The organism is uncultured Jannaschia sp. (assembly GCF_947494055.1).
Classification (GTDB): Bacteria; Pseudomonadota; Alphaproteobacteria; order Rhodobacterales; family Rhodobacteraceae; genus Jannaschia.
The window spans coordinates 47,527-62,234 of record NZ_CANLTR010000008.1 but is presented as its reverse complement, the minus strand read 5'-3'; the positions used below and the strand labels follow the sequence as shown (position 1 = coordinate 62,234).

13 protein-coding genes are annotated in these 14,708 nt (G+C 70.4%); 7 read left to right on the top strand and 6 right to left on the bottom strand.

The annotated features are described in order from the left end of the window. Positions 1-27 precede the first annotated feature (27 nt). A complete protein-coding gene (locus Q1A87_RS09845) occupies positions 28-1,536 on the top strand; it encodes a YifB family Mg chelatase-like AAA ATPase (protein WP_299650478.1) in 1,509 nt (502 codons plus the stop codon). A 60-nt stretch (positions 1,537-1,596) separates the two neighbouring features. On the opposite strand, the gene gshB is transcribed toward Q1A87_RS09845, so the two are convergent. The 3 genes from gshB to rsmI are packed head-to-tail and all read right to left on the bottom strand — an operon-like array spanning position 1,597 to position 3,808. Next, positions 1,597-2,544 carry a glutathione synthase gene (gene gshB / locus Q1A87_RS09840; protein WP_299650476.1) on the bottom strand — a complete coding sequence of 316 codons (948 nt, stop codon included), beginning with the start codon at positions 2,542-2,544 and terminating at the stop codon, positions 1,597-1,599. Between the two features lie 59 nt (positions 2,545-2,603). After that, positions 2,604-2,957 carry a YraN family protein gene (locus Q1A87_RS09835; RefSeq protein WP_299650474.1) on the bottom strand — a complete coding sequence of 118 codons (354 nt, stop codon included), beginning with the start codon at positions 2,955-2,957 and terminating at the stop codon, positions 2,604-2,606. Continuing rightward, on the bottom strand, positions 2,954-3,808 hold the full coding sequence (gene rsmI / locus Q1A87_RS09830; RefSeq protein ID WP_299650472.1) for a 16S rRNA (cytidine(1402)-2'-O)-methyltransferase: 855 nt from the start codon (positions 3,806-3,808) through the stop codon (positions 2,954-2,956). Before rsmI ends, Q1A87_RS09835 begins: the two co-directional genes overlap by 4 nt. Positions 3,809-3,910: 102 nt before the next feature. Here rsmI and Q1A87_RS09825 point away from each other — a divergent pair, with 102 nt between their 5' ends. From Q1A87_RS09825 to murJ, 3 genes are read left to right on the top strand one after another with little or no spacing between them, the layout of a single operon-like run. Continuing rightward, positions 3,911-5,107, top strand: coding sequence for a penicillin-binding protein activator (locus Q1A87_RS09825; RefSeq protein ID WP_299650470.1), 1,197 nt, complete (start codon positions 3,911-3,913; stop codon positions 5,105-5,107). 31 nt (positions 5,108-5,138) lie between these two features. Then, positions 5,139-7,895 carry a [protein-PII] uridylyltransferase gene (locus Q1A87_RS09820; RefSeq protein WP_299650694.1) on the top strand — a complete coding sequence of 919 codons (2,757 nt, stop codon included), beginning with the start codon at positions 5,139-5,141 and terminating at the stop codon, positions 7,893-7,895. Position 7,896: 1 nt separating this feature from the next. Beyond that, positions 7,897-9,477 carry a murein biosynthesis integral membrane protein MurJ gene (murJ, locus tag Q1A87_RS09815; protein ID WP_299650467.1) on the top strand — a complete coding sequence of 527 codons (1,581 nt, stop codon included), beginning with the start codon at positions 7,897-7,899 and terminating at the stop codon, positions 9,475-9,477. Here murJ and Q1A87_RS09810 read toward each other — a convergent pair. Next, positions 9,468-10,157, bottom strand: coding sequence for a rhomboid family intramembrane serine protease (locus tag Q1A87_RS09810; protein ID WP_299650464.1), 690 nt, complete (start codon positions 10,155-10,157; stop codon positions 9,468-9,470). The two genes, murJ and Q1A87_RS09810, sit on opposite strands and share 10 nt — an antisense overlap. Before the next feature lie 76 nt (positions 10,158-10,233). Here Q1A87_RS09810 and trpS point away from each other — a divergent pair, with 76 nt between their 5' ends. Then, positions 10,234-11,247 (top strand): tryptophan--tRNA ligase, encoded by a 1,014-nt coding sequence (gene trpS / locus Q1A87_RS09805; RefSeq protein ID WP_299650461.1) that lies wholly within the window; start codon positions 10,234-10,236, stop codon positions 11,245-11,247. 67 nt (positions 11,248-11,314) lie between these two features. Here trpS and Q1A87_RS09800 read toward each other — a convergent pair whose 3' ends face one another. After that, positions 11,315-11,731 carry a tellurite resistance TerB family protein gene (locus tag Q1A87_RS09800; protein WP_299650458.1) on the bottom strand — a complete coding sequence of 139 codons (417 nt, stop codon included), beginning with the start codon at positions 11,729-11,731 and terminating at the stop codon, positions 11,315-11,317. Positions 11,732-11,816: 85 nt separating this feature from the next. Here Q1A87_RS09800 and Q1A87_RS09795 point away from each other — a divergent pair, with 85 nt between their 5' ends. Together Q1A87_RS09795 and Q1A87_RS09790 are read left to right on the top strand one after the other, a co-directional pair. Beyond that, positions 11,817-13,406 carry a lysine--tRNA ligase gene (locus Q1A87_RS09795; RefSeq protein WP_299650455.1) on the top strand — a complete coding sequence of 530 codons (1,590 nt, stop codon included), beginning with the start codon at positions 11,817-11,819 and terminating at the stop codon, positions 13,404-13,406. A gap of 48 nt (positions 13,407-13,454) precedes the next feature. Then, positions 13,455-13,847, top strand: coding sequence for a DUF4864 domain-containing protein (locus Q1A87_RS09790; protein ID WP_299650452.1), 393 nt, complete (start codon positions 13,455-13,457; stop codon positions 13,845-13,847). Between the two features lie 305 nt (positions 13,848-14,152). On the opposite strand, the gene Q1A87_RS09785 is transcribed toward Q1A87_RS09790, so the two are convergent. Continuing rightward, positions 14,153-14,650: a YdcF family protein gene (locus Q1A87_RS09785; protein WP_299650448.1), complete on the bottom strand. Its 498-nt coding sequence runs from the start codon at positions 14,648-14,650 to the stop codon at positions 14,153-14,155. Between the last annotated feature and the right edge of the window lie 58 nt (positions 14,651-14,708).

Genomic DNA, 14,708 nt, shown 5'->3' with positions numbered 1-14,708 from the left:
CCCCACCGGGCACAGGCGGAGACGGACATGCTCGCACGCACCACCACGGTGGCCTTCGAGGGGCTCGAGGCGCGGCCCGTCGACGTGCAATGCGCGGTCACGCCCGGTCTGCCGGGCTTCTCGGTGGTCGGACTGCCCGACAAGGCCGTATCGGAGGCCAAGGATCGCATCCGCACCGCGCTCTCCGAACTCGGCATCGCGCTTCCGTCGAAGAAGGTGACGATCAACCTCTCGCCCGCAGACCTGCCGAAGGAGGGCGCGCATTTCGACCTGCCCATCGCGCTGTCGCTCCTCGCGGCGCTGGAGATCGTGCCCGCCGGTTCCGTCGCCCGCGCCGTGAGCCTTGGCGAGATGTCGCTCGACGGCGCGCTCGTCGCGGTGACGGGCGCCCTGCCTGCCGCGATGACGGCGGCCTCGCTCGACGCCGACCTCTACTGCCCCGAGGCCTGCGGTCCGGAGGCGGCCTGGGTCGGCGCGGCCTCGGTCTACGCGGCGCCGTCGCTGAAGGTGCTCATCGATCACCTGACGGGTAACAACCCCCTGCCGGAGGCCCGGCGCGGCCACGTCCCCGCGGCGCCGGACGGGCCCTGCCTGCGCGACGTGCGCGGACAGGGTCGCGCCAAGCGCGCGCTGGAGATCGCGGCGGCCGGACGCCACCACCTCTTCATGGTCGGCCCGCCCGGCGCGGGGAAGTCGATGCTCGCCGCCCGCCTGCCCGGCCTTCTCCCGCCGCTCTCGGCAATGGAGTCGCTCGAGACATCCATGATCCACTCGCTGGCCGGCACGCTCGACGAAGGCGGCATCCTGCACGCCCGCCCGTTCCAGGAGCCGCATCACACCGCCTCCGTCGCGGCCATCGCCGGTGGCGGCAAGCGCGCCGGACCGGGGCAGATCAGCCTCGCGCATCACGGCATCCTCTTCATGGACGAATTTCCCGAGTTCCCGCGCGCGGTTCTGGAGACGTTACGCCAGCCCATCGAGACGGGCGAGGTCGTCATCGCGCGGGCCAACGCGCATGTGCGCTATCCCTGCCGCTTCCTGCTCGTGGCCGCCGCGAACCCGTGCCGCTGCGGCATGCTGTTCGACGCCGAGCGCGCCTGCACCCGGGCGCCCGTCTGCGGCGAGGACTACATCGGCAAGATCTCCGGCCCCCTGATGGACCGCTTCGATCTCCGCCTCGAAGTGCCCGCCGTCGAAGTGTCGGACCTGTCGCTTCCCGCTTCGGGCGAGACCTCCGCCACGGTCGCCGCCCGCGTCGCCGCCGCCCGCGAGGTGCAGGCGGCGCGCTACGACGGGATGGCGGGCGTCACCGTCAACGCCGACATCGCGGGCGACGCGCTGATGGAAGTCGCCGCGCCGGACGCGGAGGGCCGCGCGATGCTTCTACAGGCGGTCGAGCGCTTCAACCTCTCGGCGCGCGGCTACCACCGCGTCATCAAGGTCGCGCGCACGATCGCCGACCTCGACGGGGCCGAAACGGTACGCCGCCCCCATGTCGCCGAAGCGCTGTCCTACCGGCTGGTCGCCAGCGGCTAGGGCGGAGCGAGGGGCCTGCCCCTCGCGCTCCCCGGAGTATTTCGGCCAAGAAGAAGAGGCTCAGGCCCGCCGCCGTTCGATCGCCTCCCAGATCAGCGCCGCGCCGTTGGTGCCGTCGAAGCGTTCGAGCTCCTGCAGGCCGGTGGGCGAGGTCACGTTGATCTCGGTCAGGTACTCGCCGATCACGTCGATGCCCACGAAGATCTGGCCCGCATCGCGCAGGCGCGGGCCGATCGCCGCGCAGATCTCGCGGTCGCGGTCGGTCATCGCGACCTTCTCCGCGCGGCCGCCGACATGCATGTTCGACCGCGTCTCGCCCTTCGCCGGCACGCGGTTGATGGCGCCGATGGCCTCCCCGTCGACGAGGATGATGCGCTTGTCGCCCTTCGTCACGGCGGGCAGGTATTTCTGCATCACCAGCGGCTCGCGCGTCATCTGGCTGAAGAGCTCGTGCAGCGAGTTCAGGTTCCGGTCCAGCTCGCTCAGGTGGAACACGCCCGCGCCGCCATTGCCATAGAGCGGCTTCAGGATGACCTCTCCGTGACGTTCGCGAAAGGCCTTGAGGCGGGTCAGGTCGCGAGCGATGGCCGTCGGGGGCGTCAGCTCCGGGAAGTCCAGCACCATCAGCTTCTCGGGCCAGCCCCGCACCCAGGTCGGGTCGTTCACGACCAGCGTCTCCGGGTGGATGCGATCCAGCAGGTGCGTGTTGGTGATGTAGGCCATGTCGAAGGGCGGGTCCTGACGCAGCCAGACGACGTCGAGCTCCGAGAGATCGAGATCCACAGGCTCGCCCAGCGTGACGTGGTTGCCCCGCTCGCGGCGCAATTCCATCGGCCGCGCGCGCGCTCCGATGCGCCCCTCGTCGTAGATGAGTTGGTCCGGCGTCCAGTAGACGAGCGAATGGCCGCGATCCTGGGCTTCGATGGCAATGCGGAAGCTGCTGTCGGCGTCGATGTCGACGCGTTCGACCGGGTCCATCTGGAAGCCGACCTTGAGGGATTTGGGCATGGGGCGTCTCCTGCGCGTTCGGTCCCGCGCTAGATGGCGCAGCCGGCGGCCCGGGGCAATCAGGCGGAGAGCGCGTTCTCCATCACCTCCACCCGCCCGGTCCCGTCGACGAGCGCCACGTCGAAGCGCACGGCGCTGTCCTGCCCGCCCGGCAGGGCGCCCATGTATTCGGCAGCCGCGTCGAACAGGCGCCGGACCTGCCGCGGGCTCACCCGCCACGCGGCAGCGGCGTGGGTCGCGCTGGACTTCACCTCGACGAAGACCGTCTCCGCCTCCCGCGCGACGATCACGTCGATCTCGCCGCCCTGCCCACGCCAGCGCCGGGCAATGACGCGGTAGCCCTCGGTTTCGTAGAGGCGGGCGACGATCTCCTCGGCGGCACGCCCGGCATGGTACGAACCGGAGCCGCTCACGTCTCGTCCTTGAGGGCGAGTGCCATTTCGTAGACCTGCCGGCGGGGCACGCCGAACGCGTCCGAGATCTCCTGCGCGGCATCCTTGACGGAACCCTCCGCCATCGCGGCCCGCAGCGCGTCGCGCAGGGTGTCCGGGTCCGCGTCCCGAACCGCAGGCCGGTCGATCACGACGACGATCTCGCCACGCGGGGCCTCGTCCCCGTAGGCCACGGCGAGCGCGTCGAGCGGACCGCGCCGCACCTCCTCGAACCGCTTGGTCAGCTCCCGGCAGATGGCTGCTTCCCGCGCGCCCAGCACCTCCGCCGCGTCGCGCAGCATCGCGGCGAGCCGCTTCGGCGATTCGTAGAGGACCAGCGTCGCGGGCACGGCGGCGAGCTCCTGCAGCGCTGCCTTCCGCGCGCCAGATTTCGGCGGCAAGAATCCGGCGAAAAGGAACCGGTCGGTCGGCAGGCCGGCGACGCAGAGCGCGGCCAGCACGGCGCTGGCCCCCGGCGCCGCGCGGACGGTGAGGCCCTCGGCCCGTGCCGCGACGCCGAGCTGGAACCCCGGATCGGCCACGAGCGGCGTGCCTGCCTCGGACGCGTAGGCCACCGACTTGCCGTCCCGGAGCAGGGCGACGAGCTTGGGTCGCACCGCCGCGCCGTTATGATCGTGGTAGGCCAGAAGCGGCCGGTCGCCGAGCGGGATGCCGTGGATCTCCATCAGCCGGCGCAGCGAGCGCGTGTCCTCGGCGGCGAGCACGTCCGCGCCTGCGAGCAGGTCGAGCGCGCGCAGCGTGATGTCGCGCGCGGCACCGATTGGCACCGCGACGAGGTGCAGCGCCGCCTCGATCCCGCCGATCTCCGCCATTCGCGCACGCTCCTTCATCCACCGTTTACTCGCCCGGTCGGCCGCACTAGCGTCGCCGCGACGTCACGCGCCCGTGAGGGTGCGATTCCGGGAGATCACGCCATGTCCATCCGCGGCCTTCGCGCCAGACTCGTCTCATTCATGCGCCGGGCGCGCAAGGGCGCGGCCCTTGTCGCCGCCTCCGCCACGCTCGCGGCCTGCAACGTCGGCGGCCCGGTCCTCTCCGGCTCCGGCGCGGGCGGGGTCCAGGGCGACGGACCGGTCCGGGTGGCGCTGCTGGTGCCGCAGGGTTCGGCGCGGCCGACCGACGATCTCATCGCGCGCAACCTCGAGAACGCGGCGCGTCTCGCCGTGGCCGATCTGGGCGGCGCCACCGTGACGCTGAACGTCTATCCGACGCAGGGCACGCCCGCCGGCGCCACTGCCGCCGCGGAGGCCGCGCTCTCGGCAGGCGCCCAGGTCATCCTCGGTCCCCTTTACCAGGACAACGCCGTGGCCGTGGGCAACGCCGTGTCCGGGTCGGCCGTCCCGGTGCTGAGCTTCTCCAACAACACCGCCATCGCCGGCGGCAATGTCTGGGTTCTGGGCAACACGTTCGAGAACACCGCCCGCCGTGTGCTGGGCTTCGCGGCGGCGCAGGGCCGCAACCGTGTCCTCGTCACCCATGCCTCCGACGAGGCCGGAACCGTCGCCAACGCCGCCATCGCGCGGGCCGCGGGCGGCACGGGCGCGCAGATCACCGGTTCCGTCCCCTACCAGTTGAGCCAGCAGGGGATCGCCGCCGCCGCGCCCCAAATCGCTGAGCGGGCTGAGGCGACGGGTACGAACGCCGTCTTCCTGACCGGCAACACCTCCGCCGACCTTCCCGTCATCTCCCAGCTCCTGAGCGAGCAGGGACTGGGCGACGAGGAGACCCGTTTCCTCGGCCTGACCCGCTGGGACATCCCGACCGACGCGCTGTCGCTGCCGGGGCTGCAGGGCGGCTATTTCGCGCTGCCCGACCCGGCACCGCTGGCGCAGTTCAACGCCCGCTACGCCGGCGCCTACGGCGCGCAGCCGCACCCGCTCGCCAGCCTCGCCTATGACGGCGTGGCGGCGATCGGCGCGATCGCCGGACGGGGCCAGACCGTGGGCCGCGGAACCCTGACCGCGAACGCTGGCTTTGCCGGCACGGGCGGGGTATTCCGCCTGCGCGGCGACGGCACCAACGACCGGGCGCTGGCCGTCGCACAGATCGTGAACCGACAGATACAGGTGGTCAGCCCTGCCCCGAACAGCTTCGGCGGCGCCGGATCGTAACGGACCGGCCCCGGCCTTCAACACAAACGACCTGCCCGAGGCTGCGCCCGACACGGCGCTGATCGTCGCGCCGGACGCCCTCTTCGACGACGCGGCCGTGCTCGCCGCCCTCGACGCGGCCATCGCCGGCGGCGAGGGCATCGCGCTGCGCCGCGCCGTGGTCGGCGTGCTGGCCGATGCGCAGGCGCGCGGGCGGGAGACGATCGCGGCGGCGTTCCGGGCCGATCCTGTCCGTGCCCGGACCGTGACCCGGTCCTACGCACACCTGACCGACCGCCTGGTGCAATGCGCCTGGCTCGTGGCGAGCCGCGTGCTGCATCCCTGCCCGAACCCCACCGAAGGCGAGCGCTTCGCCGTGCTCGCCGTCGGCGGCTACGGACGCGGCGAGATGGCGCCGTTCTCGGACGTGGACCTGCTGTTCCTGACGCCGTGGAAGCTGACGCCCTGGGTGGAGAGCGTCATCGAATCGATGCTCTACATCCTGTGGGACCTGAAACTGAAGGTCGGCCATTCCACCCGGACGGTGAAGGACTGCATCCGCCTGGGCACCGAAGATTACACGATCCGCACCGCCCTCCTCGAACGGCGGCAGATCTGCGGCGACGCGGCGCTGCCCGGCACGCTGACGGTAAGGCTCTGGAAGGACCTGTTCCGCAGCACCGCCTCCGACTTCATCGAGGCCAAGCTCGCCGAGCGCGACCAGCGCCTGCAGAAGCACGGCGGTCAGCGCTACATCCTCGAGCCGAACGTGAAGGAGGCGAAGGGGGGCCTGCGCGACCTCCAGACGCTCTACTGGATCGCCAAATATCGCTACAACGTCCGGAGCACCAGGGAACTCGTCCGGCTCGACGTCTTCACCGCCGACGAGTTCGACGCCTTCGAGGGCGCGGAGCGATTCCTGTGGTGCGTGCGCTGCCACATGCACCTGATCGCCGACCGCGCCGCCGACCTCCTGACCTTCGACATGCAGGTCGATGTGGCCGGCGCGATGGGCTACCGCGACCATGCCGGCCGCCGCGCCGTCGAGCATTTCATGCAGGACTACTTCCGCCACGCCACCCGCGTGGGCGAGCTGACGCGCATCCTGCTGGTCGCGCTGGAGGCGGACAATGTGAAGCGGGAGCCGGCGCTGCTGGGCCTGTTCAAGCGCCGCCGCCGGATCCGGGCGCCCTTCGCCGAGCGTCAGGGCCGGCTCGACGTGGCGGACGAAGCGGCGTTCCTCGCCCAGCCGATCAACATGCTGGGCGTCTTCGACGAGGCGCTGCGGCTCGGCATGTTCCTGCATCCGCACGCGATGCGTCTGGTGGCGGCGAACCGGCAACTGGTCGACCGCGAGCTGAGGGATTCCCCGGCCGCGGCGCGGATCTTCATGAACCTGCTCCTGAAGCACGGAAACCCGGAGCGTGCCCTGCGCCGGATGAACGAGCTCGAGGTCCTGTCGGCCTTCATCCCCGAATTCGCGCCCATCGTCGCGATGATGCAGTTCAACATGTATCATGCCTACACGGTGGACGAGCACACGATCCAGGTGATCTCCAACCTCGCGCAGATCGAGCGCGGCGAGCTCTCCGAGAGCCTGCCCCTCGTCACCTCGATCCTCGATGCGGGGATAAGCCGGCGCATCCTCTACATCGCGCTGCTCCTGCACGACATCGGCAAGGGCCGGCAGGAAGATCACGCGATCCTCGGTGCCCGCATCGCCCGCAGCGTCGCGCCCCGCCTCGGCCTGCGTCCGCGCGAGGCGGAGACGGTGGAATGGCTGGTGCGCCACCACCTGCTGATGTCGGACATGGCGCAGAAGCGCGACATCTCCGACCCGCGCACGATCCGGGACTTCGCCAAGGCGGTGAAGACGCGCGAGCGGCTGGACCTGCTCACCGTCGTGACCGTCTGCGACATCCGCGGGGTCGGACCGAACGTCTGGAACAACTGGAAGGCGCAGATGCTGCGCGCGCTGCACCGCGCCACCGCCGCTGCATTGGAGAACGGTCTCGAGGACGTCAACCGCGAGACCCGCGAGAAGAAGGCCAAGCAGCTCTTCCGGGAGGCGATGACGGACTGGACCGAGGGCCGGAAGCGCGCTGAGATCGCCCGTCATTACGGCCCCTACTGGCAGGGCATCCCGACCGCCGCGCAGGTCGCGTTCGCCAGCCTGCTCGTCGGGCTGGGCGAGGACGAGATCCGCTTCGACCTCGAGGCCGACGAGGAGCGGGACGCGACCCGCGTGCTGATGGCCTGTCAGGACCATCCCGGCATCTTCTCCCGGCTGGCCGGCGCGCTGAGCCTCGTGGGCGCGAATATCGTGGACGCGCGGACCTACACCTCGCGCGACGGCTATGCGACGAGCGTGTTCTGGCTGCAGGACGCCGACGGCCACCCCTACGAGCCTTCCCGCCTGCCGCGCCTGCGTTCGATGATCGAGCGCATCCTGCACGGCGAGGTCGCCACCCGGCGCGAGCTCGAGGGCCGCGAGATCAAGAAGCGCGAGCGTCGGTTCCGTGTGGCCACCAATATCAGCTTCGACAACGAGGGGTCGGACATCTACACGATCATCGAGGTCGACACCCGCGACCGGCCCGGCCTGCTCTACGACCTGACGCAGGCGCTGGCCAACGCCAACATCTACATCGCGCAGGCCGTCATCGCGACCTACGGCGTGCAGGTCGTCGACAACTTCTACGTGAAGGACCTGTTCGGCCTGAAGATCGTGTCGAAATCCAAGCAGGACGCACTGACGCGCAAGCTCCACGCCGCCATCGACCGCGCGGCCGAACGCGCCGGCGCCTGACATGGCCCCACGCCTCGTCAAGGGCTTCCTCACCGTGGGAGGCTGGACCCTCCTGTCGCGCATCCTCGGCTTCGCGCGCGACATCCTGATCGCACGGTTCCTCGGCACGGGGGCGGCGGCGGAAGCGTTCTTCGTGGCCTTCTCGCTGCCCAACATGTTCCGCCGCTTCTTCGCCGAGGGCGCGTTCAACATGGCCTTCGTGCCGCTCTACGCCAAGAAGCTCGAGGGCGATGCGGGCGAGGCCGACGCCTTTGCCCGCGATGCGGTGGCCGGCATGGTCGTGATCCTGACCGCCTTCACCGTGCTGGGCATCGTCGCGATGCCGGCGCTCGTCCTGGCGATGGCGTCGGGCTTCGCGGAGGACGAACGGTTCACCCTCGCCGTCATGTACGGCCGGATCGCCTTCCCCTACATCCTGCTTATCTCGCTCGCCGCGCTGGTCTCGGGCGTGTTGAACTCCAACAACCGCTTCCTCGCCGCCGCCGCGGCGCCCGCGCTCCTCAACGTCGTCTTCATCGCCGCGATGCTCGCCGTCTGGGCACGACCCGAGCTCTGGGACTGGCTCGAGGCGCCGACCCATTCGCGCCTGATCGCGCGCGGCCTCGTCTGGTCGGTCCCGCTCGGCGGACTGGTGCAGCTCGGCCTCGTCTGGTGGGCCGCCGCGCGCGCCGGGCACCGCCTTCTGCCGCGCCATCGTCCGCGGATGACGCCCGACCTGAAGCGCCTCCTCGTCATCGCCGCCCCCGCTGCGCTGGCGGGCGGCGTGGTGCAGGTGAACCTCCTCGTCGGGCGGCAGGTGGCGAGCTACTTCGACGGCGCGGTGGCATGGCTGAACTACGCCGATCGCCTCTACCAGCTGCCCCTCGGCGTGGTCGGCATCGCCATCGGCGTCGTCCTTCTCCCCGACCTCTCCCGCCGCGTCCGTGCCGGCGACACCGAGGGGCAGCAGCAGGCCTATTCCCGCGCCTTCGAGTTCTCCTGGCTCCTGACCCTGCCTTCCGCGGTGGCGCTCCTCGTCGTGCCCTTCCCGCTCGTCTCCGTCCTCTTCGAACGCGGCGCCTTCGACGTGGACGACACCGCCGCCACCGCGCTGGCGCTGATGATCTACGCCCTGGGCCTGCCCGCCTTCGTGCTCCAGAAGGTGCTGCAGCCGCTCTACTTCGCGCGGGAGGACACGCGCAGTCCGCTCCGCTACGCCGTCGTCTCCCTCGTGGTGAATGCCGCCGTCGCGATCGGCCTCGCGCCCCTCATCGGATGGCCCGCCGCCGCGCTCGGCACGACGCTCGCCGCCTGGGCGATGGTCTGGCTGCTCGCGCGCGGTGTGCGCGGGCTCGGCACCGTGGCCGTGCTCGACCAGCGGGCGCGCCGGCGGGCCTGGGGAATCGTGGCGGCCGCGTTCCTGATGGGCGTCGTCCTCTGGGCGATGAACCTCGCGCTCGGCCCGCTCTTCGGCGGCGCATGGCGCGGGGCCGCGCTGGCCATCCTCGTGGGCTTCGGAATGCTGTCCTACTTCGCCTTCGCGCAGCTCATGGGCGCGTTCCGGATGGCCGAGCTGCGCGGCGCCACACGGCGTCAGCGCTGACGCAGGCGGTCCCGGATGCGGTGCAGCGCGCCGGGAAAGAGCAGCATCGCCGCGAGGTAGCCGCATGCCGCCCCGCCCAGATCGGCGCTCCAGTCCGGCAACCAGGCGAAGTTGCGCGCCAGCAGCAGCCCGAAGACCGGCTGGATGGCAAGGAGGAGCCCGATCAGCAGGAACGCCTTCGCCGGATCGGCCCGCGTCAGCCCCCGCTGCGTCAGGTAGGTGAACGCCCCGATCAGGCCGTAGGCCGGCGGATAGCCCCCGTAGAGCGGCGACCGCGCATCGAAGAGCAGCAGGTAGACCAAGGCCCCGCCCAGCGCGGCACCGAAGAAGATCACCAAGAGCCGCCAGCCCGGATAGACCGGCGCCACCACGTTGCCCAGCGCCAGTACGAACACGCAGACCATGGCGGCATGGGTGAAGCCCGAATGTACGAACGGATAGGCGAAGACCCGCGCCACCTCGTCCAGCGGCGCCTGCCGCGTCCGCAGCATCCAGTCCCATACGTCCGCGCGCACCGACCACGTCTCGAGCGCGGTGAGCCGCCAGCCCACGGCCGCCTGTCCGCCCACGAAACCCGACGCCCCCGCCTGGAAGATCAGTTCGACCCCCGCGATCACCAGCGCGAGCGCGACGACGAGCGGCGGCAGGTCGTTGAACGGGTTCGGCGGTCTGGGCTGCATCCGGGCCTCGATTGACGGCATGACCCCCGCCGACTAAGCGATGCCCCGTTCCGAGACCAGCCCTTCGGAGGCCCCGATGCCCGACTTCACCCCCCGCGTCTTCTCCGGCATCCAGCCCTCGGGCGGCCTGACGCTCGGCAACTACCTGGGCGCGATCACCAAGTTCGTGGACTGGCAGGCGAAGGGCACGCACGAGACGATCTTCTGCATGGTCGACCTGCACGCGATCACCGTGCCGCAGGAACCGGCCACGCTGCGCCGCAACACGCGGGAGCTCTGCGCGGGCTTCCTCGCCGCGGGAATCGACCCGGAACGCTCGATCCTGATCGCCCAGAGCCAGGTGCCCGAACACGCGCAGCTCGCCTGGATCTTCAACTGCGTCGCGCGGATGGGCTGGATGGGCCGGATGACGCAGTGGAAGGACAAGTCCGGCAAGAACGCCGAGGCCGCCTCGCTCGGCCTCTTCGCGTACCCTGCGCTGATGGCGGCCGACATCCTCGTCTACCACGCCACCCACGTCCCCGTGGGCGAGGACCAGAAGCAGCATATCGAGCTCACGCGCGACATCGCGGCGAAGTTCAACCACGATTACGGCGTGGACTTCTTCCCGATGACTGAGCCGGTGATCGAGGGCGCGGCCACCCGCGTCATGTCGCTGCGCGACGGCACGAAGAAGATGTCGAAATCCGATCCCGTCGACGCCAGCCGCATCAACCTGACCGACGATGCCGACACGATCGCGCGGAAGTTGCGCAAGGCCAAGACCGACCCGGATCCCCTGCCCGGCGACCCGACCGGCCTCTCCGAACGCCCCGACGCCCGCAACCTCGTCAACATCTACGCCGCGCTGTCCGACAGCGACCCGGCCACCGTGCTCGCCGAACACGAGGGACGGATGTTCGGCCACTTCAAGCAGGACCTCGCCGATCTCGCCGTTGCCCGCCTGGCCCCGATCTCGACCGAGATGGCGCGCCTGATGGACGAGCCGGCCGAGATCGACCGCATCCTCGCCCGCGGCGCCGAACGCGCGCGCGAAATCACCGTTCCGATCCTTGAGCGCACCTACGAGATCGTCGGCATGGTCCGCTGACGGCCCCCGCGTCTTTGCTTCCGAAATATCCCCGCCGGAGGCTCCCCCCGTCCGGCGGACGACGCGCTCAGAGCTTCAGGTGCCGTGCCCGCGCGCCCCGCTCGATCGCCGCGGCGTGCAGCGGGTCGATCTCGAACTCGTAGCGGATCTCGCGCAGAAGCTCGAGTTCGGTCTGGTAGACCTTGCCGTCGGCGGCCGCCACGTCGCAGGCCAGCGCATAGGCCGTCTCCCGGTGGGAGACGGGCAGCGCGTCGCGGATCAGCCCGAGGATCGCGTCCAGCCCGTCCTCCTCTTCCAGCAGGTCGAACACGGTCTGCGCGATGCTCTCCAGCCGGTCCTCGTCGAAATCCGCGAAGATCGGCAGGTGATTCACGATCGACTGGATCGTCAGGAGCTCCGACGTCCGGATCGTCGCGTCCGAGGCCGAGACCGTGATCATCATCGCGACGAGCGCGTCCTGCGGGGTGAAATCCGGTTTGGCCATCCTGAGCTCCTTCACCCTCGCGTTTATTGACGGCACCCCAATGGGGCAATAGGTGCGGGTCGCTTCCGATCCCGAGGACGATCCCATGACGAGCTTGCGCGACGCGGCGATGACATCGAAGGCCTGGCCGTTCGAGGAGGCGCGTCGCCTGCTGAAACGCGCGGAGGCGCGGGACAAGGATCACGTCCTGTTCGAGACCGGCTACGGCCCCTCCGGCCTGCCGCATATCGGCACCTTCGGCGAGGTCGCGCGCACCACGATGATCCGCCGCGCCCTCGATCTGATCGGCGACATCCCGACCCGGCTCGTCTGCTTCTCCGACGACCTAGACGGAATGCGCAAGGTGCCCGAGAACGTCCCGAACCCGCCCGCGTTGCGCGAGCACCTGCAACGACCGCTGACCGACGTGCCGGACCCGTTCGGCACCCATGAGAGCTTCGGCGCGCACAACAACGCCCGCCTGCGCCGCTTCCTCGACACGTTCGGCTTCGACTACGAGTTCGTCTCCGCCACAGAGTTCTACCGCTCCGGCCGGTTCGACGACGTGCTTCGCCGCGCGGCGGAGCGCTACGACGACCTGATGGCGATCATGCTGAAGTCCCTGCGGGACGAACGCCGGCAGACCTACTCGATCTTCCTGCCGATCCACCCGGAGACGGGCCGCGTCCTCTACGTACCGATGAAGCACGTGGACGGGGCCGACGGGACCGTCACCTTCGACGACGAGGCGGGCCGCGAATGGACGCTCCCCGTCACCGGCGGCAACGTGAAGCTGCAATGGAAGCCCGATTTCGGCGCCCGCTGGGCGGCGCTCGACGTGGATTTCGAGATGTACGGCAAGGATCACGCCGCCAATACCCCGATCTACGACGGCATCTGCCGCACGCTGGGCGGCCGGCCGCCGGAGCACTTCACCTACGAGCTGTTCCTCGATGCCGAGGGCCACAAGATCTCCAAGTCCTCGGGCAACGGCCTGTCGATCGACGAATGGCTGACCTACGCAGCCACCGAGTCGCTGTCGTACTTCATGTACCAGAAGCCCAAGACGGCGAAGCGGATGCATTTCGACGTCATCCCCAAGGCGGTGGACGAGTACCACCAGCAGCTCCGCGCGTTCCACGCCGCGAACGACCCCGACAAGCGCGCGGCGAACCCGGTCTTCCACGTCCATTCGGGCGACGTGCCGCAAAGCGACATGGTCGTGCCCTTCACCATGCTCCTCAACCTCGCCTCCGTCGCCGGTGCCGAGGACAAGGACGCGCTCTGGGGCTTCATCCGTCGCTACGCGCCCGACGCGTCGCCCGAGGCCAACCCCCAGCTCGACCGCGCGGCCGAGGGGGCGGTGCGGTACTACAACGACTTCGTGAAGCCCGCCAAGGTGTTCCGCCTGCCCACCGAGGCCGAGCGCGCGGCGCTGTCGGAGTTGCGCGACCGGCTGCGCGGCTGGGACGGCCCCGTGGATGACGAGGCGCTGCAGGGCGTGGTCTACGAGGTCGGGCGCGATCGGTTCGACCCGATGCGCGACTGGTTCCGCGCGCTCTACCAGGTCCTCCTCGGCGCCGATCAGGGGCCGCGCTTCGGCGGCTTCATCGCGCTCTACGGCGTGCGGGAGACGGCCGATCTCATCGACCGCGCGATGGCGGGCGAACTCGTGGGAAACTCAGCCGCCGTTTGATCCGTGTCTCCGGCGGTCTAGAACGATCGCCAGCGAGGAGGATGCGGCATGAAGGGGTTACTGACGGGGCTGATGCTCCTTGCGGGCGGGGCGCAGGCGGACGAAGCGGCGATCCGGGGCGTGATCGACGACCAGCTCGACGCCTTCCGGGCCGACGATTTCGCGTCCGCCTTCACCTTCGCCGCACCCAATATCCAGGACATCTTCCGCAACCCGGACACCTTCGGGCGGATGGTTCGCGAAGGCTATCCGATGGTCTGGCATCCGGGCCGCGTGCAGTATCTCGGCACCAGCGAGGAGGGCGCGAGCTGGCGGCAGGACGTGCTCATCACCGACGAGGCCGGCCGGCTGCACACGCTCGCCTACACGATGATCGAGACGCCCGGGGGCTGGAAGATCGCGGGCGTCGAGATCCTGCGCGACCCCGAGGTCGGCGCCTGACGTCTGATTGCCTCGGTCCTCGGCGGGCCGGGCGACAAGCGCCGCGGTTCGACATGCAGGCGTCCGCCTTCCGTCCGGCCGCGACGGTCAGGCAGCCCCCGTCCGCCCCCGTGGACGAGGGCTGCCCTCCCCGCTGCGCCCAAGCCGCGCCGCCGGCACCTCCGCAGGCCGGCGACGCGACTCGTCGCGTTAATGGATTCTCAAGCGAATCGCGGCAGATTGTGGGCAACGGCGCGGCGAAGTCGCGACCGTCACTCACAAGAGGGCCGCCCCGGTGAAACCCGCGGCGGCCCTTCCTGTCTCCCTCAGGACCGGAACCGCCATCGCAGGGCCCGCGCCGCCGCGAGCGGCGTCGCCAGGGTCTCGCGCAGGATCATCACGACGGTGCCCGACCACGGCGCCTGCCCGGCCGGACCCGAGACCCGCCCCCGCCGGCCCATCAGATGCAGGGTCAGCCAGGCCCGCGGCAAATGCCACCGGTTCGAGACCAGCACGATCGCCGCGTCCCGCGGGATCAGGTCGAGCGCGCGGCGGAGGTTGTCGAAGGTCGTGGCGGACCCGTCCTCGATCAACAGCGCCGCCTCCGGCACGCCCGCGGCCCGCGCCAGCCGCGCCGCCACCACCGCCTCCGCCGGCCCGTGACGCCCCACCCCGCCGGTGAGCACGATCCGGTCCACCCGACCTGTACGCCACAGCGCCACGCCATGCTCCGTCCGCAGCGCCAGCGTCGGCGAGGCCTCGCCGTCCGGCCCGACCGCCGCGCCGAGGACGATGGCGATGATCTCGACATTGCGCGCGGTCATGCGGCCTTCTGCGCGGGTTTGCGGTGTGGGGACAAGGGATCCGCGGCGCGGCCCGCTG